General features: G+C 48.2%; 20 protein-coding genes. 18 read left to right on the top strand and 2 right to left on the bottom strand.

The window, feature by feature from the left end; all coding sequences use genetic code 11:
- From C1I60_RS03530 to C1I60_RS03510, 5 genes are all read left to right on the top strand, one after another.
- Positions 1-1,657, top strand: a 1,657-nt coding sequence (locus tag C1I60_RS03530; RefSeq protein ID WP_252361545.1) for a glycosyltransferase family 2 protein, incomplete at its 5' end; no start/stop codon positions are given.
- Between the two features lie 23 nt (positions 1,658-1,680).
- A complete protein-coding gene (locus tag C1I60_RS03525) occupies positions 1,681-2,688 on the top strand; it encodes a glycosyltransferase family 2 protein (RefSeq protein ID WP_137060512.1) in 1,008 nt (335 codons plus the stop codon).
- Positions 2,651-3,070 carry a GtrA family protein gene (locus C1I60_RS03520; RefSeq protein ID WP_137060511.1) on the top strand — a complete coding sequence of 140 codons (420 nt, stop codon included), beginning with the start codon at positions 2,651-2,653 and terminating at the stop codon, positions 3,068-3,070. Before C1I60_RS03525 ends, C1I60_RS03520 begins: the two co-directional genes overlap by 38 nt.
- On the top strand, positions 3,067-4,671 hold the full coding sequence (locus C1I60_RS03515; protein WP_137060510.1) for an ArnT family glycosyltransferase: 1,605 nt from the start codon (positions 3,067-3,069) through the stop codon (positions 4,669-4,671). Before C1I60_RS03520 ends, C1I60_RS03515 begins: the two co-directional genes overlap by 4 nt.
- Before the next feature lie 109 nt (positions 4,672-4,780).
- Positions 4,781-6,412: an ArnT family glycosyltransferase gene (locus tag C1I60_RS03510; RefSeq protein ID WP_137060509.1), complete on the top strand. Its 1,632-nt coding sequence runs from the start codon at positions 4,781-4,783 to the stop codon at positions 6,410-6,412.
- A gap of 113 nt (positions 6,413-6,525) precedes the next feature.
- Here C1I60_RS03510 and C1I60_RS03505 read toward each other — a convergent pair whose 3' ends face one another.
- Positions 6,526-7,314 carry an alpha/beta hydrolase gene (locus tag C1I60_RS03505; RefSeq protein WP_137060508.1) on the bottom strand — a complete coding sequence of 263 codons (789 nt, stop codon included), beginning with the start codon at positions 7,312-7,314 and terminating at the stop codon, positions 6,526-6,528.
- A 268-nt stretch (positions 7,315-7,582) separates the two neighbouring features.
- Between C1I60_RS03505 and C1I60_RS03500 the strand changes: the two genes are divergently transcribed.
- Positions 7,583-8,752 (top strand): S-layer homology domain-containing protein, encoded by a 1,170-nt coding sequence (locus C1I60_RS03500; RefSeq protein WP_137060507.1) that lies wholly within the window; start codon positions 7,583-7,585, stop codon positions 8,750-8,752.
- Between the two features lie 106 nt (positions 8,753-8,858).
- On the opposite strand, the gene C1I60_RS03495 is transcribed toward C1I60_RS03500, so the two are convergent.
- Positions 8,859-10,277, bottom strand: a complete 1,419-nt coding sequence (locus tag C1I60_RS03495; protein WP_137060506.1) for a VanW family protein — start codon at positions 10,275-10,277, stop codon at positions 8,859-8,861.
- A gap of 226 nt (positions 10,278-10,503) precedes the next feature.
- Here C1I60_RS03495 and ftsE point away from each other — a divergent pair, with 226 nt between their 5' ends.
- The 12 genes from ftsE to C1I60_RS03435 form a co-directional block, all read left to right on the top strand.
- The gene (gene ftsE, locus C1I60_RS03490) at positions 10,504-11,190 is read left to right on the top strand and encodes a cell division ATP-binding protein FtsE (protein WP_137060505.1); all 687 of its coding nucleotides are present in this window, start codon (positions 10,504-10,506) and stop codon (positions 11,188-11,190) included.
- Positions 11,180-12,097, top strand: a complete 918-nt coding sequence (gene ftsX / locus C1I60_RS03485; RefSeq protein WP_137060504.1) for a permease-like cell division protein FtsX — start codon at positions 11,180-11,182, stop codon at positions 12,095-12,097. The genes ftsE and ftsX overlap by 11 nt, the downstream gene beginning before the upstream one ends.
- 86 nt (positions 12,098-12,183) lie before the next feature.
- Positions 12,184-13,467, top strand: a complete 1,284-nt coding sequence (locus C1I60_RS03480; protein WP_137060503.1) for a murein hydrolase activator EnvC family protein — start codon at positions 12,184-12,186, stop codon at positions 13,465-13,467.
- Between the two features lie 207 nt (positions 13,468-13,674).
- Positions 13,675-15,141 (top strand): S41 family peptidase, encoded by a 1,467-nt coding sequence (locus C1I60_RS03475; protein ID WP_137060502.1) that lies wholly within the window; start codon positions 13,675-13,677, stop codon positions 15,139-15,141.
- A gap of 165 nt (positions 15,142-15,306) precedes the next feature.
- The gene (locus C1I60_RS03470; RefSeq protein WP_137060501.1) at positions 15,307-16,617 is read left to right on the top strand and encodes a serine protease; all 1,311 of its coding nucleotides are present in this window, start codon (positions 15,307-15,309) and stop codon (positions 16,615-16,617) included.
- Positions 16,618-16,794: 177 nt separating this feature from the next.
- Positions 16,795-17,352, top strand: a complete 558-nt coding sequence (locus tag C1I60_RS03465; RefSeq protein ID WP_137060990.1) for a class I SAM-dependent methyltransferase — start codon at positions 16,795-16,797, stop codon at positions 17,350-17,352.
- A gap of 193 nt (positions 17,353-17,545) precedes the next feature.
- On the top strand, positions 17,546-18,076 hold the full coding sequence (locus C1I60_RS03460; protein WP_252361600.1) for an RNA polymerase sigma factor: 531 nt from the start codon (positions 17,546-17,548) through the stop codon (positions 18,074-18,076).
- Positions 18,063-19,277 (top strand): DUF4179 domain-containing protein, encoded by a 1,215-nt coding sequence (locus C1I60_RS03455; protein ID WP_137060499.1) that lies wholly within the window; start codon positions 18,063-18,065, stop codon positions 19,275-19,277. The genes C1I60_RS03460 and C1I60_RS03455 overlap by 14 nt, the downstream gene beginning before the upstream one ends.
- Before the next feature lie 212 nt (positions 19,278-19,489).
- Positions 19,490-19,873 (top strand): hypothetical protein, encoded by a 384-nt coding sequence (locus tag C1I60_RS03450; protein WP_137060498.1) that lies wholly within the window; start codon positions 19,490-19,492, stop codon positions 19,871-19,873.
- Between the two features lie 195 nt (positions 19,874-20,068).
- On the top strand, positions 20,069-20,188 hold the full coding sequence (locus C1I60_RS26260; protein WP_137060497.1) for a glycoside hydrolase family 48 protein: 120 nt from the start codon (positions 20,069-20,071) through the stop codon (positions 20,186-20,188).
- Positions 20,189-20,416: 228 nt separating this feature from the next.
- Positions 20,417-22,840: a glycoside hydrolase family 44 protein gene (locus C1I60_RS03440; protein WP_137060496.1), complete on the top strand. Its 2,424-nt coding sequence runs from the start codon at positions 20,417-20,419 to the stop codon at positions 22,838-22,840.
- 707 nt (positions 22,841-23,547) lie between these two features.
- A partial coding sequence (locus C1I60_RS03435; protein WP_212734432.1) for an amino acid adenylation domain-containing protein occupies positions 23,548-26,367 on the top strand: 2,820 nt, incomplete at its 3' end.

The raw sequence follows: 26,367 nt of genomic DNA, 5'->3' as shown, positions 1-26,367 counted from the left end.
GGAGCAGGTGGCGATGGCTTACGGTGTGGTTGTCATTCATGAATATATGAATCGCTATATTGTGGCGGTCAGTGATCCGTTGCCGGAAGAGCGGCGCTTGAAGCTGGAGGACATTCTCGGCATGCCGGTGGAGCAGGTGCTGGCGACCAAGGAAGAGATGGAGCAGCTCTGGGGTAAAATCTACGGTGAGGAAATGATGCAGGAGAGCACGACCGGATTGTTGGAAAAAGAGCCGCACAATTCGGCGCGTACGACCTTTACGAAGGGACAACTATGGGTGTTCGCGGCGATGGGCGTGATTACGCTGCTCGGTCTTTTCTGGAACAGCTGGAATACGGTGCTGATCATTAATATGCTGATTCAGCTGTTTTATTTTGCCATGACGCTCTTCAAATTCGGTATTATTTATCTCGGTTCCCGGCGTGGGGCGCAGCTTCGCTTCTCAAAGGAAGAGGTCGACGCCATGGATGAGAAAAAGCTGCCGATCTATACGATTCTCGTACCGATGTACAAGGAGGCGGGCGTGCTTCCGATGCTGTTGCGGAATTTGGAGCAGCTTGATTATCCAAAATCCAAGCTGGATGTGCGGCTGCTGATTGAAGAGGACGATATTGAGACCATTGAGCTGCTTCGTGAAATGAAGCTGCCCGCCTATTATACGACACTGGTCGTCCCTGACGGCTTGCCCAAAACCAAGCCGAAGGCGTGTAACTACGGACTTATTCGGGCGCGCGGCGAATTTGTGGTTATTTATGATGCCGAGGATCGTCCCGACTCCGACCAGCTAAAAAAGGTCATTGCGGCGTTCGACTCGCTCCCTGAGCATTATGCGTGTATTCAAGCGAAGCTCAACTATTTTAACAGTACGCAAAATTTGCTGACCCGCTGGTTCACGCAGGAATACAGTATGTGGTTCGAGCTGTTGCTGCCGGGTATTATGCAGTTAGATACGCCTATTCCTTTGGGCGGAACATCCAATCATTTTCGGGTATCCGTACTCAAAGATATCAATGCGTGGGACCCCTACAATGTAACCGAGGATGCCGATCTGGGTATACGTCTGTATAAAGGTGGTTACAAAACCGCCATTGTCGATTCCCGTACATGGGAGGAAGCGAATAGTCGCGTAGGGAACTGGATTCGTCAGCGGTCACGCTGGATCAAGGGATACATGCAGACATGGCTGGTTCATATGCGCAATCCGGTAAAGCTGGTGCGTGAGGTGGGCTGGAAAGGCTTTTTCGGCTTTCAGGTGATGATTTTGGCGACACCGATGCTACCTTTGCTGAATCCGATCTTTTGGGGATTGCTGATTTTATGGTTTGGTTGGGAAATGGCCTTTATCCCCAAGCTGTTCCCGGGTTATGTGTATTACCTGGCCAGTGCGGAATTTTATATCGGTAACTTTCTGTTCGTATTCAGTAACGTGGCCGGAATGTATTGGGTCATCGGAGAGCTGGAAGAGCGTGGTGAACGTACATTTTCATATTCCATGGTCAAATACGGGCTTCTCTCTCCGCTGTATTGGGTACTTATGAGTATTGCTGCGGTGAAGGCGGCCTGGCAGCTCATTACCAAGCCGTTCTATTGGGAGAAGACGACGCATGGACTGACTGATATGCATGACTTGGATGAAGCCCCGGCACAGTCCTCCTGAATATGAAGAAAGAAGGAGCAAGAATGGAGACAAAAACCCCTTTTTTATCCGTTGTCATTCCCATGTACAATGAAAGCTCGCATCTGGAGCGTTCCCTCAAGGTGATTGATGGGGTGCTGTCTGTCGTCACTTCACGTTATGAGCTGATTGTCATAGATGACGGTTCCAATGATGATACGTGGCTCAAGCTGTCCGAGTTGTCCCGCCGCATGCCTTCTTTGCTTGCACTTCGACTTAGTCGGAACTTCGGCAAGGAGCTGGCGTTGTGCGCAGGTTTGGAAAACGCCTCCGGCGATGCCATCATCGTCATGGACGGTGATTTGCAGCATCCTCCTGAGATGATTGGGGAAATGGTGCGTTTATGGCAGGATGAGGGCTACGACCTGGTCGAATGTGTGAAGGAGTTCCGTGGAGAAGAGTCGGTGGGCAAAAAGCTTGGGGCTTCATTGTTCTACGCGACCTTGAATCGTCTGACAGGCTTTAACCTCAAGGATGCCTCGGATTATAAGCTGCTGGATCGCCGGGTGGTGGATGCCTGGATGGCGATGCCTGAACGGATTCCGTTTTTTCGCGGGATGACGGCCTGGCTTGGTTTCCGCAAAACCCAGATTTCGTTCCGGGTGGCTCCTCGGGAGGAGGGCCCCAGTCGCTGGAGTCCGTTGGGGCTGGTTCGGCTGGCAGCGGAAGCAATAGTTTCGTTTTCAACCGTGCCGTTGCGGGTAGTAAGTTTAATGGGACTCATTTTTATGCTGATTTCAGTTATATTGGGAATTCAAACCTTGGCGCACAAATTAACGGGTACCGCTGTGACCGGTTTTACAACTGTTATTTTGCTGCTCTTGATTATCGGCAGTGTATTGATGCTGTCCATCGGAGTGGTAGGAGAATATATCGCCGCCATATATCACGAAGTCAAAGCCAGACCTCGTTATCTGATTGCAGACAAACGGGCGAACGCTGACCGATTGTGGGTGGACAGGGAGTTTAATCAACATGATCAGACGTTCATATCTAAAGTATCCAATCATTAAATATGGCATAGTGGGGCTGCTGGGTACAGGTATCCATGTCGGTGTACTTGTACTGCTGGTGGAAATGTTCAGGGTGCCTGCGGTAATGGCTACTACGATCGGATTCGTAGTCACGCTGCTGGTGTCGTATGTGCTGAACCGGAACTGGACATTTGAGCCTACCGGGGAGGGGAGTCGCACCCAGTTTCTTAAATATTTGTTGGTCTGCTCCTGTGGCCTGCTCTTGAATGCAGGTCTGATGTACGCAACCATTCACTGGATCGGCTGGTCGTATTTGATCGGTGAGGTACTGACCACCATCATCGTGCCCGTTCATAATTATATCTGGAATCGCTATTGGATCTTCTCCGTTCCACAACAGCGTCAGAAAGAGACTTCATGATTGTAAAAAAACACGGAAAAACGTTAACTTTGTTTGCTTGTATTGCTGCGCTTGAACTGGTGGTGGGCGTTTATTTTGCCTGGCATCTCGGCTATATGCACACCGATGCGCTAAGTCGGGTTGCTAACGCCTTTTATGTGCTATACAGCCGTGACCCTCATTTGGGGGCCATTGGGTTTGTATGGAATCCTTTGCCCAGCCTGATGGAGCTGATCGTGCTGTTGTTCTATCCGTTATTTCCAGTACTCGCTTCTCACGGGCTGGCGGCCGTAATTGTGAGCAGTCTGTTCGCAGGCGCAGGTGCGGCATTATTGTACGGGACGGGGAAACAACTGGGACTTCATGGTGGAATCAGTCTGCTGATTGCGCTATTATTTTCGCTGAATCCGTTTATGTTTTTGTTTGGCTTCAATGGGCTGAGCGATTCGCCGTATATCTTCTTTATTCTTCTGACAGTGACCCGGTTCTGTATGTGGTTGAAGGATCGAAAGGCGGCACACTTGATTGTGTCAGGCTTTGCCCTTGCTTTGGCCTTCTGGGTGCGCTATGAAGCGATTCCGCTCGGTATCGGGATGGCTTTGGGGGTAGTGCTGACGGTTCTTTTTCTACATCGACGGCGCATCGACAAAGATACAAATACAACGGAATTATCCATCAGTGAGCGTCTGTACAAGGTGGAAGCGACCTGGCTGTTGTTACTGCTGCCGATCATTTTTTCCGGTCTGCTCTGGATCTTTTTTAACTGGATTATTATGGGCGATCCGCTTTATTTTTTGCGTTCCGAATATTCCAATGCCACCCAATCGGCGGCTCTGCTGGAGGATCAGCGTTTTGCGGCGATGTTTGCCCATCCTGCGCTGATGCTGCAATTTATCGGGCAACGTACTTTATGGTATGCGGTCCCGCTGATTGCTATTTTGCTCGTGCGTTTATTGGACAAGCGTCTGTTCAGTTGGAGTACATTAACGCTGCTGACAATCTTCTTATCCGTACCCGGTCTTCAATTTTTGCTGATGCTCAAGCAGTCCTCTTTCGGATGGTTTCGGTACTTTATGTACGTGTTACCGATTACGGTCGCTTGGGTGCCCTATGAGCTAAGTCTATTGAAGGGGAATATGCGGAGAGTCGGAGTATCTATGGTGATAGCAGGGATGCTGATTACAGCAGGCTTGTTGTCCTATGCGCTCAGCAATCCCGCTATTGCGGCAGATGAACACAGTTACCTGACGCATAGTGGAAATGAAAGCTATGATCGGCAATTGATAGAACGGAAAATTGCGCCGTGGCTGGATGAGCATTATAGTTCGTCTCTCATTTTGACAGATTCCTATGCGGCCTATCCCATCATTTTGAGCAGCAAGATTCCAAAGAAATTTATAATTACGAGCGATTATGATTTTGGAAAATCTTTAACGGATCTGCCTGCTTCCAAGGTGGATTATGTTCTGGTAACGCGCGTGGTGGAAGGGGTTCCGCTGGATCAGGTGAACCGAAGCTATCCCGATTTGTTTGAAAAGGGAGCTCCGTGGGCTTCCCTGGTGCGTGATTTTAGTGGACAGTGGCGGTTGTACAAAGTGGAGCATGATAAAGAGCTGCGATAATTGTATTTCTGGCAGCACAGAACTCGTGGTTGGGTTGATCCGGTTGTAGGGTGGAAAGTATACGGGTACATCCACATCGCCGCAACAAGTTTGAGGGGGAACGAGAGGAATGTCCTTTCGCAAATGGTCTGCAAACAGATGGATGGTTATAGGTCTGTTTGTGTTTATACTTGCGCTGGAGCTGTCCGCAGGCATTTATTTCAGTTATGTTCTGGGATACATGCATACGGACGCGCTCAGTCGCGTAGCTAATGCATTTTATGTGCTGTATAGCCGTGATCCGCATTTGGGTGCCATCGGATTCATCTGGAATCCGTTGCCCAGTCTTATGGAAATGGTGATATTACTGTTGTATCCGTTATTTCCGGCATTAGCATCCTACGGATTGGCGGCTGTCATCCTGAGTGCTGCCTTTGCCGCTTTGACAGCTGTGCTGCTGTATCGGGCGGGTGTTAGAACAGGGCTTAGCTTGGGAATGAGCTTGATGCTGGCGCTGTTCTATGCGCTGAATCCGTTTATTTTATTGTTCGGTGCCAACGGGCTGAGCGATTCGCTATACATATATTTTATTATGATGACGGTGATTGAATTTGCGCTGTGGCTCAAGGACCGCATGACGGCGAGTCTGATCGTATCCGGATTAGCGCTTGCCATGGCGTTCTGGACTCGATATGAGGCAGTCCCCCTCGGGGTGGCGATGGCAGGCGGCGTGGTCGTGGCCATTCTGTTTCTTCACCGGAATATGGGCAGACGTGAGCTGCCTTTTCGGGAAAAGCTACACAAGGTCGAGGCGACTTGGCTGCTTCTCCTACTGCCAGTTGTCTTTTCCGGTCTGCTGTGGATTTTTTTCAACTATCTCATTATGGGAAATGCCTTCTATTTCCTCAATTCGGAATATTCCAACACGGCGCAATCGGCAGAGCTGCTAAATGATGATAAATTCGTGGAAATCTTTAATCATCCGTTGGTTGCCTTGAAATTTATCGCTTCCAAAACACTCTGGTATTCCGTACCTTTGTTCGCAATTCTGTTCATTCGGCTGTTAAGCGGGCGGTTGTTGCGGTGGGGAACACTGGTTATTTTATTGTTGTTCCTGTCTGTGCCGGGCTTACAATTTTTACTCATGATGAAGCAATCCTCATATGGATGGTTTCGCTATTTTATGTACGTGTTACCGATTACCGTCGCTTGGCTGCCGTATGAGCTAAGTCAGCTCCAAGGTAGAGCGCGGCGGGCGGCCTTTGGTATGGTGTCCGTCAGTCTGGTGCTTACGGCCGGATTACTCTCCTATGCGCTGACTCGCCCGGATATCGCGCCAGATGAGAACAGTTTCCTCACACGAACAGGGAATGTGAACTATGTAAGACAGGAATCGGACCGGAAAATTGCAGTCTGGCTGGATGAGCATTTGCCAAAGTCAACCATTATGACCGATTCGGCCTCAGCCTACACCATGATTGTATATAGCCAGTATCCGAAGCGCTTCCTGATCACAAGTGATTATACGTTTAATAGGGCATTAAGCTATCCGCAGGAAAGTCATGTGGATTATATCCTTGTACCTCAGATTAAGTCGGGCATGCCACTGAGTAAAATCAACATGGTGTATCCGAATTTGTATGAAAAAGGAGCACCCTGGGTTCAACTCGAACGCGAGTTTAACGGGGAATGGCGCTTGTACAAAGTACTACCCAAGTCACAAGCCGATTCTCCATCTACGGCTGCGACGACAGCTCCTTGATGTGTGGCAAGACCCTGAATCTTGATTGGCATATAGCTTCATAATGAATACCCGCAGCTTAACCACTTCGCCATGATACGGCGAGGGAAGCTGCGGGTATTTTTTACACTTATTTATCGACCCTTAAGCGGCAACCAGGCGAGTACATCCTGTATTTTCGCGTCCCAGTATCCCCATTCATGAGTCCCTGGGCCCTCTTCGTAGGTCAGTGGAATCCCGGCAGTAACGCACGCTTGTCGAAAGGTCTGGTTTCCCTCATACAGAAAATCCTCCGTACCACAGCATTGGTAGAGCAGGGGAAGTGACGTTCCCAAGGTAGCATGACGTTGTATCAGCTCTAGCAAGTCGTGATCTGTTCCGCGTATTTCATCTGGACCAAAAATGTGACTCCATTCAGCCGAACTCATCGCTTTATGTATAGGGTCGATGCGTGCCGCGTGTAGATCCATCACCCCCGAGAGACTGGCAGCGGCCGCAAAGCGCTCAGGATGCTGGAGTGCCAGTTTGAAGGCTCCATACCCGCCCATGGAAAGACCCGCCACAAAATTGTCCTCCCGCTTGGCGGACAAGGGGAAGAAGGAACGTGCCAAAGCCGGCAATTCTTCACTGATAAAGGTCCCGTAAGCCCCTCCCTGCTCCATATTGGTATAAAAACTCCGATGAAGCTGCGGCATCACAACAGCAATGCCGAGTGAAGCGACATAGCGTTCAATGGAGGTTCTGCGTAACCAGATCGAATCATCGTCCGACAGGCCGTGCAACAAATACAGTGTTGGGTGTGGTCCAGTTCCCTGCTTTCCCTCCAGTCCGATCTGCGAACGGGTTTCCTGAGGGAGAATAACATGCATGGATGTGCTCAAGCCAAGGACTTCTGAATAAAACTGACATTGAATAAGAGCCATAAGAAAACCTCTTTTACTAGGGATTTTGTGACCTCATTGCAGTAATCTAGCATATACCCGATGATTCATTCATTATAACGTAGTCTGTCCAAATATACATATCCTAGTAAAAAACTAGGTATTAAGTCCTGAGTCCCATTTATGCTACATAAGGACGGGTTATGGTTATATGGGACGATTTTTTTAATTTGGGGGTTATTTGGGTTTGATTTCTGGTAAAGTGTTTAAAAAAAGAATGGTGAAGCCAATCAAAGGAGGAATTCAGAGTATGGGAAATAAGTTCAGAAACACAGTTACTGGTGTATTGAGTACAGGTCTTATTCTTAGCGCGTTCAGCGTAGCAGCAGCGGCTCCTCAGAGCACAAGTGGCCATTGGGCAGGAGACCAAGTACAACGTTGGTCGGCTACAGGACAATTAGACGGTGCGGTGAAACCGGATGCGGCCATCACGCGTGCAGAATTTATCGTTCTCTTGAATCGCAGTCTCGGTACGTTCACGCAGGATACTCCAGCCGTGACGGACGTAACGTATGCGGGCAGCGTTCAGGTAAACGGTAATGGGAACAGAACGTTCACAGATGTACCAGCTTCGCACTGGGCATATAATGAACTGACTAATGCCGTGAATGCAGGTTACATAAGCGGCTATGCAGATAACAAGCTCAAACCGAATGGAAAAGTAACGCGTCAGGAAGCAGCCGCCATTGTGGGCAAAGCCATTGGATTGACAGCAGGTAACGCGGCGGATATCACCAAATTCATAGACTCCAACAAAATCGGATCATGGGCGAAGAAAAGTGTAGCTGCGGCTGTGGAGCAAAAAATCATCAATGGTTATCCTGATGGTAAATTCCAGCCATTGAAGTCGCTGACACGTGCAGAAGCGGTTGCCATTCTGGATGCAGCTTCCGGTTACAACCTGAGTGCGGTTGATAATCTCACATCGACTCCTGGCGGAACGGTAACAGATTCCACATACGGTAACGTTACGGATTCGACGTATGGTAACACGTCTACTTCTTCTGGAAGCGAAACGGAAGTTAGCAGCACCAACACAGACAGCATGACAACAAATACAGATAGCATAACGAACAACAGCACGGATACGACTACGAACAGCTCCACAACGACAGACACAAGCACCAATACAACGACAGATACAAATACTGGTGCAGTAGCTGCCAGTGATACACTTAAAGTAAACGAAGTGTATGACGGTGAAGGTACGATTACGGGGACAGCTAAAGCAGGTTCCACAGTAACCGTCTATTCCAACGATCTGCCTATCGGTAGTGCAGTAGCTAAGGACAATGGTACGTTCAGCATTAACGTGCTTACTCAAAAAGCCACTGTTAGGCTGGTTGTCAAAGCAGTGGATGCAGACGGAAACGAAAGTGCGCCTGTGGAAATTTCTGTTTCAGGCAAACGCAGCGAGTAAAACCATCCCGTCACTTGAAATCCCCCTTTCATTCCGCTGGTACCCATCCAGGCGGTAGTCGAAGGGGGATTTTTTGTTATGCTTTTATGCATACCTTATGCATGCCCTATTCACTTATGCCATCTTCTACAATGGGCTCCTGCTGTTCGCGTGTTTGTGGCTCAGGCGATATGCTTCCGCTGTGAACAGCCACGATACGCTGCTGCGCACGGTAGGTATCACGGCTGATTCGGGTGCGTTCCACGGTCTTGCCATCTACGATCTTCATTCGGTACGTTTCCACCACGTATCCTGCCTTGCCCTGCCGAAGCACCTGATAGAAGCCAGGGGAAAGTGAGTCATTACGGATTGTTTTCTCTGGGATGGGTAATACATGAACCGTACGCGATTCCAGCTCATAGGACACATTGGACGGGAAGGTGCCGAAAAATTTGACGGTAAGCATCCGGTTTTGGACAGCAGCACGAAGGAGCAAATGCTTGCCTGTATTGTTTTTAAAACGGAAATTGATAGATCCTGTAGCATAAGTTGCATCCTGCCCTTTGGGCAAATAGCTGACCGGCAAGGAATGGTTGCGGCGCTCAACAATGTCCAGGCCGACTCGCAGCGCCGCATTATAGACGGTGCTGGATACCTGACAAATCCCGCCGCCAATGCCTGGTTCCAACTGCCCGTTAACGATCACGGGAGCCTCACGAAAGCCATGTGTGCGCTCAGCCTTGGCAATGATCTGACCATAATCGAATATCTCGCCCGGCTTGAGAATCAATCCGTCAACGGTGCTTGCCGCCGAATTGACGTTATACACACGTCCTTCCGAGCTGCTGCCGAGGCTGGTGGAAAGCTGGACGATTTTGCGCTCAATCCCTTCGCTCCGCAGACCGTCCACCGTAATGTCCGGCTCTAGTTGACGAAACGGCAGCTCCACCCGCACTGGCTCCCCGGAAGCAGTAAAATCCTTGGGCAGCGCCTTATCCAGCGCTACGCCCAGTTTGGGCCAATCCAGGCGCCTGGCAGAACGGCCCGGAATATAGTGAATCTGATCGTCCCCGTCGATCTGGCGCACGGCATTGATAGGCTTGCCGTAACGCTGTTCCTCCCAATCTGCTCCGAATCTGGCCTGCAAGGCTGACTCCTGCCGGGAAGGCGTAATCGTCCATTCTTTTCCAAAGGAAAACCGCGTCTGCGCACGAGTCCAAAGATGCTCCGAGACGAGCGCATTCACGGCATCACGGAATGCCTTCGCTTCATAGTGGATACCCGCTTCTCCGAGCGTAAGCTTGATATCCTGTGCGCTACTGTCGCTGTCCGTCAGGATCAGGGGGCGTTGCTTCAATGCATTCAGCTTTGTGTCCAGCAGTCGGAGTGCGGCTGTTTTATCCATATTTCCCACATTGACTCCTCCAACGGTTACGCCCTTCGGCAGCGTTTGCCTGTCGGCGTACAGATGCAGTCCTCCCCACAACATGGCTAGCGCCAGAATTACAGTCCATATCCAGATGAAGGATAAATGAATTTTTTTCATAATGCGGCTGTCTCCTGTCTCGTAAGCTTGGTAGCGTATTCATGTGCCATAATATTCATATATATGTGCCAAAAGCAGAAAACTTTCGGTACTATTCAGGTAACAAATTTGTTACAATGATAAACGGTATGATGAAATACAGGACCTTTTAAAGGAAATGCATGGAATATGTCGAATGGATATTAAGTTATTTACGTAATCTGATTAAGCAGCGGGAAGTGATCGAGTGATTGAAATGCAGGATGTGTGGAAGACCTATGCTAATGGAACCCACGCACTTCAGGGAGTATCGGTCAAAATTGACCGTAATGAATTCGTATACGTAGTCGGCCCGTCCGGGGCGGGTAAATCGACTTTTATGAAGCTTATTTATAGAGAAGAAGTACCGACCAAGGGGCAAATTTCAGTTAATGGATTTAATATCGGGAAGCTCAAGCAGCGTAAAATACCCTACGTTCGTCGCAACATCGGAGTCATTTTTCAGGATTTCCGGCTTTTGCCGCGTTTGACGGCCTATGAGAATGTCGCTTTTGCGATGGAAGTCATTGAGGCTCCCAAGAAGCTGATTCGCAAGCGAGTGCCGGAAGTACTTGAATTGGTTGGCTTGAAAACGAAAATGAATCGCGAGCCTGCCCAGCTTTCCGGTGGGGAGCAGCAGCGCGTAGCTATCGCACGGGCTATCGTCAACAATCCGTCCGTGATCATTGCCGATGAGCCCACAGGTAATTTGGACCCCGAAACATCGTGGGAGATCATGCAGCTGCTGGACGAAATTAATTTTCGCGGCACGACCATTGTTATGGCGACACACAATAAGGACATCGTAAACTCTATGCGTAAACGCGTCATTGCCATCGAAAATGGCAACATCGTAAGGGATCAGGTGAGAGGGGAGTACGGATATGACTTTTAATACCTTCTTGCGTCATGTGCGGGAAGGCTTCAAAAACATATTCCGCAATGGCTGGATGTCCGTGGCATCCGTCACCTCGATTGTTGTGTCACTGCTTATACTGGGCGTGTTTATTATGCTGGTGCTCAACGTCAACTCCTTGGCTGACCAAGCGGATAGCCAGGTTGAGGTTAACGTATTTTTGGAGCTGAATGTGGAGCAAAGCATGCGTGAAACGCTGCAAAAGGAAATCGCGGCGATGCCGGAAATCAGCAAAGCCACCTTTGTCACCAAGGCTCAAGGCCTGGAGGAGCTGCGAAAAGATTTGGGAGACAGCGGCAAGGAGCTGCTGGAGGGTTTTGATAAGGACAGCAATCCGCTTCCAGACAAAATCGTTGTAGAGGTCATTGAACCGACGACAGTCCCGTTTGTAGCTGAGAAGATTGAGAAGCTGAACACGATACATCCGGAGAAACCGATTTTAAAGGTCCGTTACGGAAAAGGTACCGTGGAGACGCTCTTCACCATTACCAAGCTCATCCGTAATGTGGGCTTTGTATTCGTGGCTGGATTGGGACTGATGTCCATGTTCCTGATTTCGAATACGATCCGCGTGACCATTTTGGCACGACGCAAAGAGATTGGCATTATGAAGCTGGTCGGTGCGACCAACTTTTTTATACGATGGCCGTTTTTTATCGAAGGCGCGCTTATTGGCCTGATTGGTTCCGTAATTACCGTTGGTATTTTGTTTTCTGGTTATCAGCGTTTGCTTACAGCCGTTCAAGGCGATATTGCGCTGAACATGTTGAAGCTTATGCCGCTTGAAGGCATTTGGATTCAGTTGAGTGCTTTGCTGATTATTTTGGGGATGCTGGTCGGCATTGTTGGCAGTACCCTATCCATGCGCAAGTTCTTAAAAGTATAAGGGAACATTTGGTGGACGTCGTAATCGATATTAATTAGAACGGGGAAGCCCGGTGTTATTTTGCGATAAAGGATGGGGATTGCAAGTTGAAGAAGACAGGATCTGTGTTGGCCGCTACCTTGGTAGCCGCATTGCTGATTCAGCCCTCAGACGGATATGCCAAAAGCATGAGTGAAATTAATTCGCAGCTAAATCAATTGGAAAAGAAGGCCAAATCTGCCAAGCAACAGCAGGAAAAGGCGGCTCAAGATAAACAGTATGCCCAACATTACAAAAATAAAACCGTGCAAAACCTGAAAATTGTACTCGCCCAGATTAACAGCGTCAGTGACCAGTTGACCCGTGTAGCAGTTCAGATTGATCAAACGGAAGATAATCTGCGTGCGACTAAAAAAGATTTAGCCGAAGCGATTGATCGTATCCAGTCACGGGAAAAAATGCTGGAAACTCGCGTGCGTCTGATGTATACGGATGGAACCGTCTCCTATATGGACGTGCTTATGTCTTCGACCAGCTTTAGTGACTTTCTCAGCCGGGTGGACTCCCTGAAAACGATCGTGGAGCAGGATCAAATCCTGCTGGACGAGCATAAAAAGGACAAGGCTCTGGTAGTCAGTAAGAAGAAGCAGCTCGACACGGAATATAAAAATGCCAAGAAGCTGTATGCCCTCAAACAGGGCGCCAAGGCTGAGCTGAATTCGAAGGAGAAGGAAAAGCAGCGTCTGATTGCCAATTATGATCATGATATTGCTGAGTCGGATGAAATCAGTGAAGAGCAGAATGATATGCTGGTAGCCCTTGCTAACAAACGTGTGGGTCTGGTGCAGGAGAAAAACAAGCTCAGAGCGGAGCAGGCGGCTAAAGCAGCACGTGCTAGAGCGGCTGCGCGTGCTGCTGAAGCCAAGCGATATGCTTCTTCATCCTCAGGCGCAGGCTCTAATTCCAGTCATGCGGCAGCCAGTACGTATACGGGCGGATCGGGCACGCTGGCTTTGCCTGTATCCAACTACCGACTCTCATCAACGTTTGGCATGCGGGTACATCCGATTACCGGCAAGCTTAAAGGCCATACAGGCATTGATATGGCTGCTCCGCAGGGAACTGATATTCATGCAGCAGAAGACGGTGTTGTCATTGTTGCGGAATGGTGGAGTGGCTACGGCAATACGGTCGTGATTGATCACGGAGACGGGCTGTGGACTTTGTACGGACATATTCGCAATGGCGGTACGGTGGTACGTACAGGACAGACTGTGAAACGCGGTCAAAAAATTGCAGAAGTTGGTTCGACGGGCAATTCAACAGGACCTCACTGTCATTTTGAGGTGCGCGAGAATAACAAACCAGTAAATCCGATGAACTATCTATAGTTGAAAAGGGAAGCCCTATTTGTAGCCAATACGGTTGTAGATAGGGCTTTGCCTTCATAGCTTGATACCCGGTGCAGAACATGTGCATTGAAACACAGAGTAGGATACAATTAACATATTCCGTACAAGCTAGACGTATACTGCGTGGATGGATATGCGTTGCAAGGCAATAGTATACAAGATCAATTGAAGGCGGTGGACGATTAGATGTTGAAAAAAAGTACAGCGGTACTCTTGATGGTGATTGGGCTGCTTGGCGGTAGCCTGCTCACTTTTGCTTATACTGGAACGACGACAGTGGGAAGCAGCGCTCTGGGCGAAGGACTGCTGGCGAGTGTGACAGGTAGCAGCTCCACCTCCAGAAGTGATATCCGCAAAATTGAGACAGCGATGGATCTGATCCAGGGGCAATACTATCAGGACGTCGACCGTACCAAGCTAGTGGACGGAGCCATCAACGGTATGATGGAATCGCTCGACGACCCATATTCCTCTTATATGGGCAAAGAAACAGCACAGCAGTTTGAACAGTCCATTGAAGGCTCCTTTACCGGGATCGGGGCCGAGGTAGCGGCAGAAAATGGAAAAGTGGTCGTGGTAACGCCAATTAAAGGCTCACCGGCCGAGAAGGCGGGACTGCGTTCCAAGGACATTATTTTGTCCGTTAACGGTGAAACGCTGGATGGTCTGGATTTGAACAAGGCCGTTTCCAAAATACGTGGACCTAAGGGTAGTCAGGCCAAGGTCAAAATCCAGCGCAGCGGCTCTCCTGATCCGCTGGAATACACCATTACCCGTGATAGTATCGATATGGAAACCGTGACGGCTCATATGGAAAGCGGCGGTGTAGGCGTCATCACGATTACCCAGTTCTCCTTGAATACAGCAGATCGTTTTAAAGAAGAACTCGCGAAGCTGGAAAAACAGGGGCTTAAAGGGCTTGTCATCGACGTGCGTAATAACCCGGGCGGCGTGCTTTCCGTCGTGATTGATATTGCACAGCAATTTGTACCTGCTGGTAAAACGATCGTGCAAGTGGAAGACAAGAATCAGAAGCGTGAAGAAGAGAAATCTAAAGGGTCAAGTAAGAAATATCCAGTGACGCTGCTCATGAATAAAGGTAGCGCAAGCGCGTCCGAAATCCTGGCTGGCGCTCTCCAGCAATCGGCTGGGGCAGTATTGATCGGGGAAAACTCCTTTGGTAAAGGTACCGTACAGACCAGCTATGACAAGCAAATGGGCGACGGTAGCCTGCTCAAAATCACGATTGCCAAATGGCTGACGCCAAATGGAACGTGGATTCACAAAAAAGGTATTAAGCCGGATATCGCGGTGGAACAGCCTGAATTCTTCACAGCAGCACCGCTGAACAAGGAAAAGCCGTTGAAATACAATATGAATAGCGGCGATGTAAAAAATGCGCAAATCATTCTGCAAGGCTTGGGCTACAAGCCGGGCCGTGAAGACGGCTATTTTGATAAAGTGACGGAAGGCTCCGTTAATGCTTTTCAAAAACAGGCGAAGCTGACGGTTAACGGTGTGATTGATGCGAAGACAGCAGCGGCGATGGAAGCCAAGCTGATCGAAAAAATTCGTGATCCGAAAAATGACAATCAACTCAAGCAGGGGATTGAAGAGATTCGGAAGGAAATGAAGAGTAGCGCAGCGAAATAATAATAAGGCTACAACTAAGGGGGCTGGAAACAGCCTCCTTTTATTGTGGGATTTATTTGCAGTCTGCCGGATTGTCTTCCCTACGTTGGCAATTTCATATAGAATAAATGGATATGAAATGTACGTGATCCGCTGAACAGCGGGCCAGGGGCATAAGGAGTGTGAATGAACTTGGAATGGGCTTTACAATGGGGATGGAGCGTTCTAAATGCTTGCTTGTACCTGCTTTTGCAGCCGTTTTACTATATCTCGATACTCATTGTCGCGCTTGGCTATCGTCGGCAAATGCTGCTGGAGCGCAAGCTCTTTCATACCAGGCTGCACAATTGGGCGGGAGAGACATGGCGTGTAGTCTGGAGTGGTCTAATCGCGGGGCTGGCCCTGTCTACTCTGGGAATGTTCGTAAGTGTGCATCTGACCTCGGCCTCCATCGTATGCCTGTGGGTGACCACATTGCTGCTTATGCTGGTACGCGTGCGTTACCTGTGTCTGGCCTATTCGGTGGGCCTGCTGGGTCTAGTCCAGTTTGCTCTGAACGTGGCGGAGGGCTGGCAGCCTGAGGGAGCGCTTGGAACATCGGTGGCAGCCATCCGTGGATTGGATATTCCAGCGTTGCTGGTACTCGTTGCTGCGCTGCATGTGGCTGAGGCGCTGCTGGTTCGCTGGCAGGGAGGAAAGGCCGCAACGCCACTGTTCGTGGAGGGCAAGCGGGGAAGGCTGGTCGGAGGCTACCGGATGGAAGACCTCTGGCCCATTCCGTTGTTGCTTCTGGTTCCTGTTCAGGGAGGCTTTGAGCTTCCGTGGACGCCGTTGTTTGGTGATGGAACCGGATATATGCTGGCAGCCTTGCCGGTCCTAATGGGCTTCAGCAGCGTGACGATAGGCCAATTGCCACGCCAGAAGGCGGTGCTAACCTCTAACCGCCTGCTTCTCTACAGCGTAGCCTTGCTCCTGCTAAGCCTGCTGGCAGCATGGTGGAGTCCGCTGACGCTGGTGGCAGCGTTGTTCTCCTTCCTGGCCCATGAGGCGCTGATCTGGTACGGCAACATGGAGGAGAGCCGCCTCAGCCCTATGTTTGTTCATCCGGAGCAAGGACTGCGTGTACTAGCTGTGCTGCCGGATAGTCCAGCGACGGCGATGGGCATTCTGCCCGGCGAGTCCATTTACCGCGTGAACAGCGTCGTCGTGAACAGCCGCAACGAGCTGCATCAAGCCTTGCGGATCAACTCCGCTTTTTGCAAGCTGGAGGTACGGAACCTTCAAGGTGAGATCAAGTTTGTGCAGCGCGGCATGTACGATGGGGATCATCATCAGTTGGGAGTCGTACTTGCACCGGATGCGGACGCAAACTGGGCCGTATCCATACGCCCTACCTCCATCTACCGGATTGTTGCCATGCGCTTGGACGCACGACGGCGTAAAGGTGGACAGGCATCCAAGACGGAAAGTCCAAGTGTCGACACGATAGAACAATAAAGATTACAGCGAGAGGGCAGTTTTATTTGACTAGATTCCAATAAGGCTGTCCACTTTCTTTTATTCAGACTGTAGCCTGCTTGAAATGACTATTCTGATCGAGATACAATGAAAATGTAATGTGATATCTGGATGAACCGAATGCCTATTACGTGTGTCAAGCAGGGAGAGGGAAAGATGAATGCGATTCACTTTATTCGAGAGTACATCAGGCATCCACGTAGCGTAGGCGCTATCATACCAAGCTCAAGACAGTTGGCCAAGCAAATTGCCACACCAATCTACTTTGACCAAGCAGCGTGCATCATTGAGTATGGTGCAGGTACCGGTGTGTTTACACAAGAACTGATTAAGAACAAGCGCCCGGATACGCTATTGCTAGTGATTGAGGCCAATGAATCGTTTTACAAAACATTGCAAAGCAAGTATGGACACTTGGAGCAAGTACACGTCATTCATGGATCGGCCGAGCATGTAGCCCGGTATATGACACAATATCATGTCTCGAAAGTGGATTACGTCGTATCAGGACTCCCTTTTACCAGCTTGCCTGCCGCCTTATCCAGCCTGATTTTGGGACAAACGGCAGAAGTATTGGGTCAGGAGGGCAAATTTATTACGTTTCAGTATAGTAAGGTAAAACACAACTTCTTTCGTCCCTTCTTTAGAGACATTCAAATCAAAAAGGTACATTACAACGTCCCGCCCGCCTATGTTTTCACTTGCAGCCTGTAATGGGTCAGCTATGTAGAGGATTAGAATAGATACGAATGTAAAGATACGGATTTCCATGAGAAGACCTGGTCAGCGTCATTAAGATGTTGAAAAGGTCTTTTTTGTTGAGCATTCTGGAAGAAAATTGTAACGCATTGTCCTTTCAAATGATCTAATAGATAAGCAACTTGAAAGGAGGGCTCCTTTGAATATCGTGAATGAGGTCAAAAAGGCGCAAGGCGGGGATAGACGAGCTTTTGTGAACATTATCAGAGAAGTGGAGAGCGACCTGTATGGAATGGCGCATTCTATCCTGCGAAATGAACAAGATAGTGCTGATGCTCTACAAGAAGCAATACTCAGGGCTTACAAGTCTTTGGGTACACTACGGGATGGAAGTCTCTTTAAAACCTGGATGTATCGGATTGTAATCAACGAGTCGAATAAAATAGCCAACAAGCGTTCTCGCTCTGTTACGGTATCTGAGTTTTCACACCATCAAATGAGTATTTCAGGTGAGTATGAAAATATTGAATTGCATGAAGCAGTTGAGCAGTTGGAGGAGCCGATGCGGATCGTTATTATGTTGAGATACTTTTATGATCTGAATATTAAGGAGATTTCAAAAGCATTGGATATTTCAGAAAGTCTGGTTAAAACGCGTTTGTATCGTGCGCGGAAATCCCTGCTGCGCAAGTTATCAAATCCAGGAGAAAGGGGAACACCGATCCATGGAAGATATTAATCTGGATAATGAGTGGAAAACAGCTAAAGAAAGATCCTGCAACAAGCATGTCATTACCCCATATGTGCGTCAACGGCTGGAAACGGTATATAGCCAGATTGAAACAGGTTTTGTCTATCAAAATACGAATTCTGTGGATTCAGCCTCTCGTCGCCACACATTCAAGAGAATCATCCTGACAGCTTCTTTCGTTACTGTAATGAGCGGTGGAATGATAGCATCTGCATTTGTTTCCCCTACGATAGCGAAATCGTTGTGGCAAGTTCCACTGGTAAACAGTGTCTTGCAATTGGCTAGTAACTGGGGAATTTCAACAGCAGGCGGGAGTGCATTTATGCGAGCGGGTGACTTGGGACTTCAGCGGGTCGAAGAAGCAGGACTTGTAACAAAAGTGGCGGCCAGCAGCACTCATAACGGAACCCAACTCCGTATCTCGCAAGTTGCTTATGATGGTGTCCGTATGGCTCTGACGCTGGAAAGTAACCGGGAGGACTTGGGCACAACACTGCATGACCGAATTGAAGATATCACATTATGGTGCAATGGCAAACCGTTTCAATTTGATGGTCCTTCGCTAATTACTAACTCTGGAGGCACTCCTGGTTCCGTCATTGTTTATTATAGTGATTTGGAGAGAATGTACTCGACAGGCAAAGGGCTTCCTGACCAATTCAAACTAACGGCAGAAATACAAATTACAGGAATAAAACAGTCCTTTAAGCTTGAATTACCTGTGCAAAAGATTCCTTCTAAAAACTTGATGCTCACACCTCGAATGGAAAAATCAAATGATTTTACCCGTTTCGTTGTGGAAAAATTAGAGATGACACCGATGTCTACCATGATCGTGACTAAGACCCATTACATAAGCCCAGGCCCGACTACGTATGGAAGTGAGTCATACGGGTATGGACTGGCTATGAATACACTAGCCTACGCGGTTTTGGATGATGAGGGGCAGGAACAACAATGGGTTACTGGGGATTCAGGAGGACGTCCCGGAACTAAAACAAGGACAGGTATTCACCAAATCCTCGTAGCTCCCTTTGAAAAAACACCCAAATTCATCACCATTAAACCGTATTTTAATATAACTGGGCCGGGAGGCAAACCTGTATACGATGAACAAGGGAATTGGAAAAGAACATACCTGCCTGAACTGGAAATGAAAATTCCAATCGGAGAAAATAAGCTCAAGTAAGGTTTGAGATTGAGGTAGACAGGGAGAACTCTTCGGATGAAATAGATCTGGGGAGTTCTTTACGGAGATATAGGGATATGTTAAAATGCAAAATTTGTTTAAGGAATCATATTTTAAAATGGGACTTAACCTATATATTACATATGCTGGAACCTGTTAGATTTTGTGTGATTCAATGATTAAATTGGACTTCGTTAAAAGGGGATTTATATATGGTAAAACCGCTGATGTTCATGCGTTGGTGTGAGTATTATAAATTAAGTGATCGTGAGACAGATTTTATATCGTTTTTTATGATGAATTTCTCAGCCGCGCGAACAGGCAATCAACCAAAGATTAGGGAGCAGTTCATCGAAATCCAAAAAAAAACCTTTCCTGAATACCCGTTTGATATCACCCCGGAAGAACTGGATTACCCCAAATTTGATGGATTGATGAAACGAGTGTTAAAAATTCATTTTGACACGGCGGAGCTGCTATACTCCTTCTATCTTCAAAAGCTGTGCGCCCCCTTGGCAGAATATATTTTATCCACTGGAGAATCAGAGCCTGCACGCATCTATTATGAGCTTATTCAAAAGGACAAGGTACGGTAGGGAGATGGGTGTTAATCAAAAATTTTCATGAGAAATGGTTTAGCAGGCTCCGTGTCTACTCAACCATTCTTTTCTTATTTTGAGATGACAAAAGCTACATAAAGCTATATGACTTTTAAGTATTCTGGAACGGCGATTACAGCAAATGTCGAGCGGCGAATTCATGTTCTACTATATGGCTATATGGAATAATCTATGTATACGGACCGTCGGTCCAACAAATGGTTCGATATGCAGGCTTGGTCGGTAGAACGTATAGCAGAGCTGTACTATTACACATTTGTCAACAAGAAGCCGATAACGGTACTACCTTGATGCAAACGGCAAACCCATCATGTGCGGTGTGAATACGGCTGTTGCAACACTTGAAGATCCGGGCCAATTCTGGATTTCGGACGGAGAGGAGAAAAAATTAATTTGCAGATTAGAGTAAGGTGACGCTGTACCAGAACGATAAACTCGTTGGGATCAGGAGCCTTAAAGCCTGACGGAGCGGCACTCGTATGGGTGCCGCTCTTTTCAAATTGAAAGGAGGAAAGCGGTATGAAGGCGAAAAATAGTGGTAGTGGTATTTTGTCCAAGCGTTCCAAATGGCTGCCTGTCGTCATGGTATGCACGATTATAGTAGGGGGGGCTCTACCTGCTCCAACTGTAGTTCACGGTCAAACGGCGAAGACCGTTACCATTAAAGTCGATACATCCAAGGATCGTAAGCCTATTAGCCCTTATATATACGGTACGAATCAGGATTTGGCAGGCGATGAGAATCTGACTGCCAGGCGACTTGGTGGCAATCGAATGACCGGATACAACTGGGAAAACAATATGTCCAATGCAGGAAGCGACTGGCAGCAATCCAGCGATAACTATTTATGCAACAATGGCGGTCTGACACAAGCCGAATGTGAAAAGCCGGGAGCGGTGACGGCCTCGTTTCATGATCAATCGCTGAAGCTTGGCACTTATTCTTTAGTCACGCTGCCGATGGCTGGTTATGTGGCCAAGGATGGAAACGGAAGTGTGGAGGAAAGCGAAAAGGCCCCTTCCGCTCGTTGGGATCAGGTCGTAAACGCCAAAAATGCGCCGTTTCAACTGCAGCCTGATCTGAATGACAATCAGGTTTATGCGGATGAATTTGTCAACTTTTTAGTGAAAAAGTACGGCGCTGCTTCAACAAAGACGGGTGTGAAAGGATACGCGCTCGACAATGAACCAGCTCTCTGGTCGCATACGCATCCGCGCATTCATGGTGAAAAGGTCGGAGCGAAAGAGTTGGTAGATCGGTCGGTAAGTTTATCCAAAGCTGTTAAAGCAGTTGACGCGGGCGCGGAAATTTTTGGGCCGGTTCTTTACGGTTTTGGCGCCTATACAGATCTTCAAACTGCGCCTGATTGGAACTCTGTAAAAGGCAACTACAACTGGTTTGTGGACTATTACCTGGATCAAATGCGTCTCAGCTCGCAAGCCGAAGGCAAGAGATTGCTGGATGTTTTCGATGTACACTGGTATCCCGAAGCGATGGGCGGAGGCATACGAATTACAAATGAGGTAGGCAACGACGAAACGAAGAAAGCCAGAATGCAAGCGCCTCGTACTTTGTGGGATCCGACCTATAAGGAAGATAGCTGGATCGCTCAATGGAACAGCGAATTTTTGCCTTTACTGCCTCGATTGAAGCAGTCGGTGGACAAGTATTACCCGGGAACCAAGCTGGCTTTGACCGAGTATAGCTACGGGGGCGAAAATGATATTTCCGGCGGTATCGCTATGACCGATGTGCTGGGCATCTTGGGCAAAAACGACGTTTATATGGCAAACTACTGGAGGTTAAAGGATGGTGCGAACAACTATGTTAGTGCCGCTTACAAGCTTTACCGCAATTATGACGGAAAAAGCTCTACTTTCGGTGATATCAGCGTTAATGCGCAAACGTCGGACGTTGTCAATAGCTCGGTGCATGCTTCCGTAACGGATGCATCCTACAAAGAGCTGCACCTCGTTGTCATAAATAAAAGCATGGACAGCGCATTCGACGCCCAATTTGATCTTTCTGGCGAGACGACTTACGGTTCCGGTAAAGTATGGGGCTTCGACAACAATAGCTCGGAAATTAAGGAAGCAGCGCCAATTACGCAAATTTCAGGCAACCGCTTTACCTATACCGTACCGCCTTTGACGGCTTATCACATCGTGTTGACTGCCGGCAATGATACGTCTGTGCCACCTGAAAGCTTTGCGCTGAACGCAGCGGGCGAAACGGCGAAAGTAAAGCTGAGCTGGACAGCATCGGCGAATGCGGTAAGCTATGAAGTGAAGCGTTCGACGGCTGAAAACGGCGCGTTCGCCACAGTAGCGAGCGATGTATACGGAAGCAGCTACACCGACACAGCCGTAACGGCAGACACGACGTACTACTACCAAGTCGTAGCGAAGAATGATGCAGGTCAAACGGTTTCGAACACGGCTAGTGCAACGCCCAAATCGGATGCTCAGCAGCCGACAACGGGATTGGTGCTCCAGTATCGCGCAGCGGATACCAATGTGAACGACAATAACTTGAAGCCGTATTTCCAAATTACAAACAAAGGTACAACCTCCGTACCGATCAACGAGCTGAAAATGCGCTACTACTACACGATCGACGGCGACCGCGCGCAGACATTCAACTGCGACTATGCGGCGCTGAGCTGCTCGATGCTGAATGGCAAGCTGGTTAAAATGGATAAAGCTGAAACTGGCGCTGATTATTATTTGGAAGTCAGCTTCAACTCGAATGCAGGAGTGTTAGCACCTGGAGGAAGCACGGGCGAAATTCAAACCCGTATTCATAAAACAGACTGGTCGAACTATAACGAAAGTGACGATTACTCGTATAAAGGCACGCAAACTTCATATGCTGATCATACGAAAGCTACGTTGTATCATAATGGCGTACTTGTTTGGGGAACCGAACCAACAGCTAATTAAGACAGGCGTCCATTATACGGCAATATGTGAATCAACCGATTATTTGCCAAGGGAGGGGGGCATTACGTTCTTCTCTTGGTAAGCCATCAGTTTCTATGGAGAGTCTTCAAGATCATATGCAATTAGACTAGGCCAATCTTAAGGGATTGGTCTTTTTTTATTATTTTGTAAAAAAAGAAATTATATGTTTTTTATCGTTCTTGTAACACATCAAGAATTATTATTTCTTTAGAGCTGGTAGGAAGGAGGGTAGGCTTTTAAGATGAATAACCTTGCATAATTTAAAGTAGTTGGCTTAGTGGATGAAGGGACGATTATAGAAAGAACTTGCTAAAAGGAACTCGCATTTTAATAAAGGAGCTAAAACCACTTGTTTGAAGGGAGTTCGTATTTTTGACACATGAAGCAAGAACAGCCAAGGGGATTTCCAGATCTAGGCGGAAAAACCCACCACGTAAAAATCCAGATTATGCAAGGGGACATAAAAAATATTCTCGAAATAAAGGTAAAATGTAAATATTTTTCAATTGAGATGATATATTAATGTATAGTAGAAAAAATAAAATTTAATTTAACAATTCGACAATTTCAACGTTACTTCGACAAAAACATGGTGTTATGATAAGAATGTTGGTAAATTAATGTTTTTACGTTTTATGTTGACAAGGTTCGTATTACAAATTAGCACATAAAGCGAGGCGTAAATAATGGAACATACTGAAAAAACATTGTATCCGTTAACACAAGCACAACAACGAATCTGGTATACCGAAATGCTGAATCCGAATACAGCTTCCTGTCTTCTTTCGGGCACGATTAAATTCACTGTTCCTATAAATCTTTATTTATTACAGCATGTTATTGAAACAGTCATTAAGCGGCACACTGCTTTCCGCATAAAGCTGATGACTGAGCGGGAGGAAACGAAGCAATATATCGGCCCTCTTACATATAATACAATAGTTCATGTGGAGATACCGGAAGAAAACTATGAACAGTATATGGACAGTTGGCTCGATATTCATAATAGAGAACCTCTCAAACTCTATGATTCTGATTTATACCAATTCAGAATTTTTCAAATTAAAGACAAATGCTTTGGTTACAACATCAAAATTCATCATATAATATCCGACGGAATCAGTCTGGCTAATCTGGTAAACGAAATTACAAAAACCTACACGGATATTAAAGAGGGTCAATCCCCACCTTCGTCGAATGCAGGCTCTTACATCGATTACATATTTACTGAAAAAAATTATGAACAATCGGAACGTTATCAAAAAGATAAAGCGTTTTGGTTGGAGCAGTTTCAAACGTTGCCGGTTCTAACCGAACTCAAACCACACAATTCATTACTGACAAGTACCAAGGGTGAACGAAAATATTTTGATATTGATGCCGAATTATATCAACGTATTAAGCTGTTTTCGGATCAATATAAAATCAGTATGTTTACGTTTTTCCTAAGCGCATTCTACGTATACATGAATAAAATGACGCACGAAAGCGATATGGTGGTTGGAACCAATTATGTGAATCGCTCTACGAGAGAGGAAAAAGAAACTCTCGGAATGTATGTGAGCACCACAGCTGTAAGAATATTTGTAGACCCTCAGGAAGAAGTACTTTCCTTTCTTCAAAAGGTATCTAAGTTGCAATCCAAAATTTTACGTCATCAAAAATATCCATATAACCAGCTCATCAAGGATATTCGTGAGTTGCATACAGTTCAGGACATTCAAAGGTTGTTTGGAACGGCAATTGAGTATAGACCACTGACCGTGCAGGAAATCGACGGGGCTCCGTTAATTGCTTATACGAATTTTTGTGGGGATGAGGTCAACGATTTGTTGATTCATGTCGTCGAAAAAATAGATAAGCATGCGATGGAAATATACGTGGATTATCGTACAGAGTTGTTTAACGGTGAGGAAATTTCATCCATCATGTCTTGTCTACTGAACATTGCGCGAGGAATGTCAGGTTCTCCAAATTGTACTATAGCCGAATTATCCATGATGGATGAAGACGAAGTAAAGGCAACACTCTATCGCTGGAACGATACAGCAGCAGATTATCCGCGGGAGCAGACGGTGGAGCAGCTGTTTGAAGAACAGGTGGGGCGTACACCGGAACAGACGGCAGTCATCTGCGAGGATCGCATGCTTACCTACCGGGAGCTTAATGCTCAAGCCAATCGGATGGCGCATACCCTCCGGGCAGCAGGCGTGCAGGCCGACCATCGGGTTGCGATCTGTGCCGAACACAGCGCAGAGGTGGTCATCGCCATTCTCGCTGTCCTGAAAGCAGGCGGGGCCTACGTGCCGATGGACCCGGCTTCTCCAGACGAACGGATCGCCTACATGCTTCAAGATTCCGGCGCTCGCATCGCGCTGGTGGGGGACGGAGTTCAGCTTCCGGCGGACTATAACGGTAGGGTGCTACTCCTTGGAGCGAACGGGGCACCGGAGGAAACGGCTCCGCCTGTGAAGGAGCTGGATGCTCCCCGAGATCGGATGCAGCATTTGGCCTACATGATTTACACCTCCGGCTCCACGGGTCAGCCCAAGGGCGTGTTAATTGAACATCAGGGGCTGACCAACTATATTTGGTGGTCCAGCCGCACGTATGTACAAGGGATGAAGACGACGTTCCCATTGTATTCCTCGCTGGCCTTTGACCTGACGGTGACGAGCATCTTCACGCCGCTGATCACGGGAAATACAGTGATCGTGTACCCGGGTGACGATAAAGCGGCGCTGCTGCCGCGCATCTTCCGCGATCCCCGGATCGATCTGATCAAGCTGACCCCGGCTCACCTGCATCTGGTGCATGAGTTGGGGCTGGTGCAGGACAGCACGATCCGCCGAATGATCGTCGGCGGAGAGAACCTGAGCGCGAAGCTTGCGGCAGGGATTTGGGAGCAAAGCGGTGGCACGGTGCGGCTGTTCAACGAATATGGCCCGACGGAGACTGTCGTCGGTTGTATGAGCTATCTGTATGATCCGGCCCGCCCGATGGGCGAGTATGTGCCGATTGGCCGTCCGGCAGCGAATACGAGCATTTATGTGCTGGATCCGTATGGACAGCCGGTGCCGGCCGGGGTCGCAGGCGAGATGTACATTGGCGGAGATGGGGTAGCCCGAGGGTACCTGAACCGGGCGGAGCAGACGGCAGAGAAGTTTGTGGCGAATCCCTTTGTAGCGGGGCAACGGATGTACCGGGCGGGTGACGTAGCGCGCCGGCGGATCGACGGGGAGCTGGAGTATATTGGCCGCACGGACGATCAGGTGAAAATCCGGGGCTACCGGATTGAGCTGGGGGAAGTGGAAGGTGCGATTCGGGCGCTGGCTGCGGTCCGAGAGGTGGTAGTGATCGCGCGCTCGGCAGAAAGCGGATGGCAAGAGCTGTGTGCCTACGTCGTCACGGACGGAAAAATGACGGGTAGAGAATTGCGGGCAGTGCTGAGTACGTCGCTGCCGGAGTATATGATCCCGACCTACTTCGTGCCTCTGGAGGCGCTG

The organism is Paenibacillus terrae (assembly GCF_005217525.1).
Classification (GTDB): domain Bacteria; phylum Bacillota; class Bacilli; order Paenibacillales; family Paenibacillaceae; genus Paenibacillus; species Paenibacillus terrae_C.
This window is presented reverse-complemented; position numbering and strand designations above follow the sequence as displayed.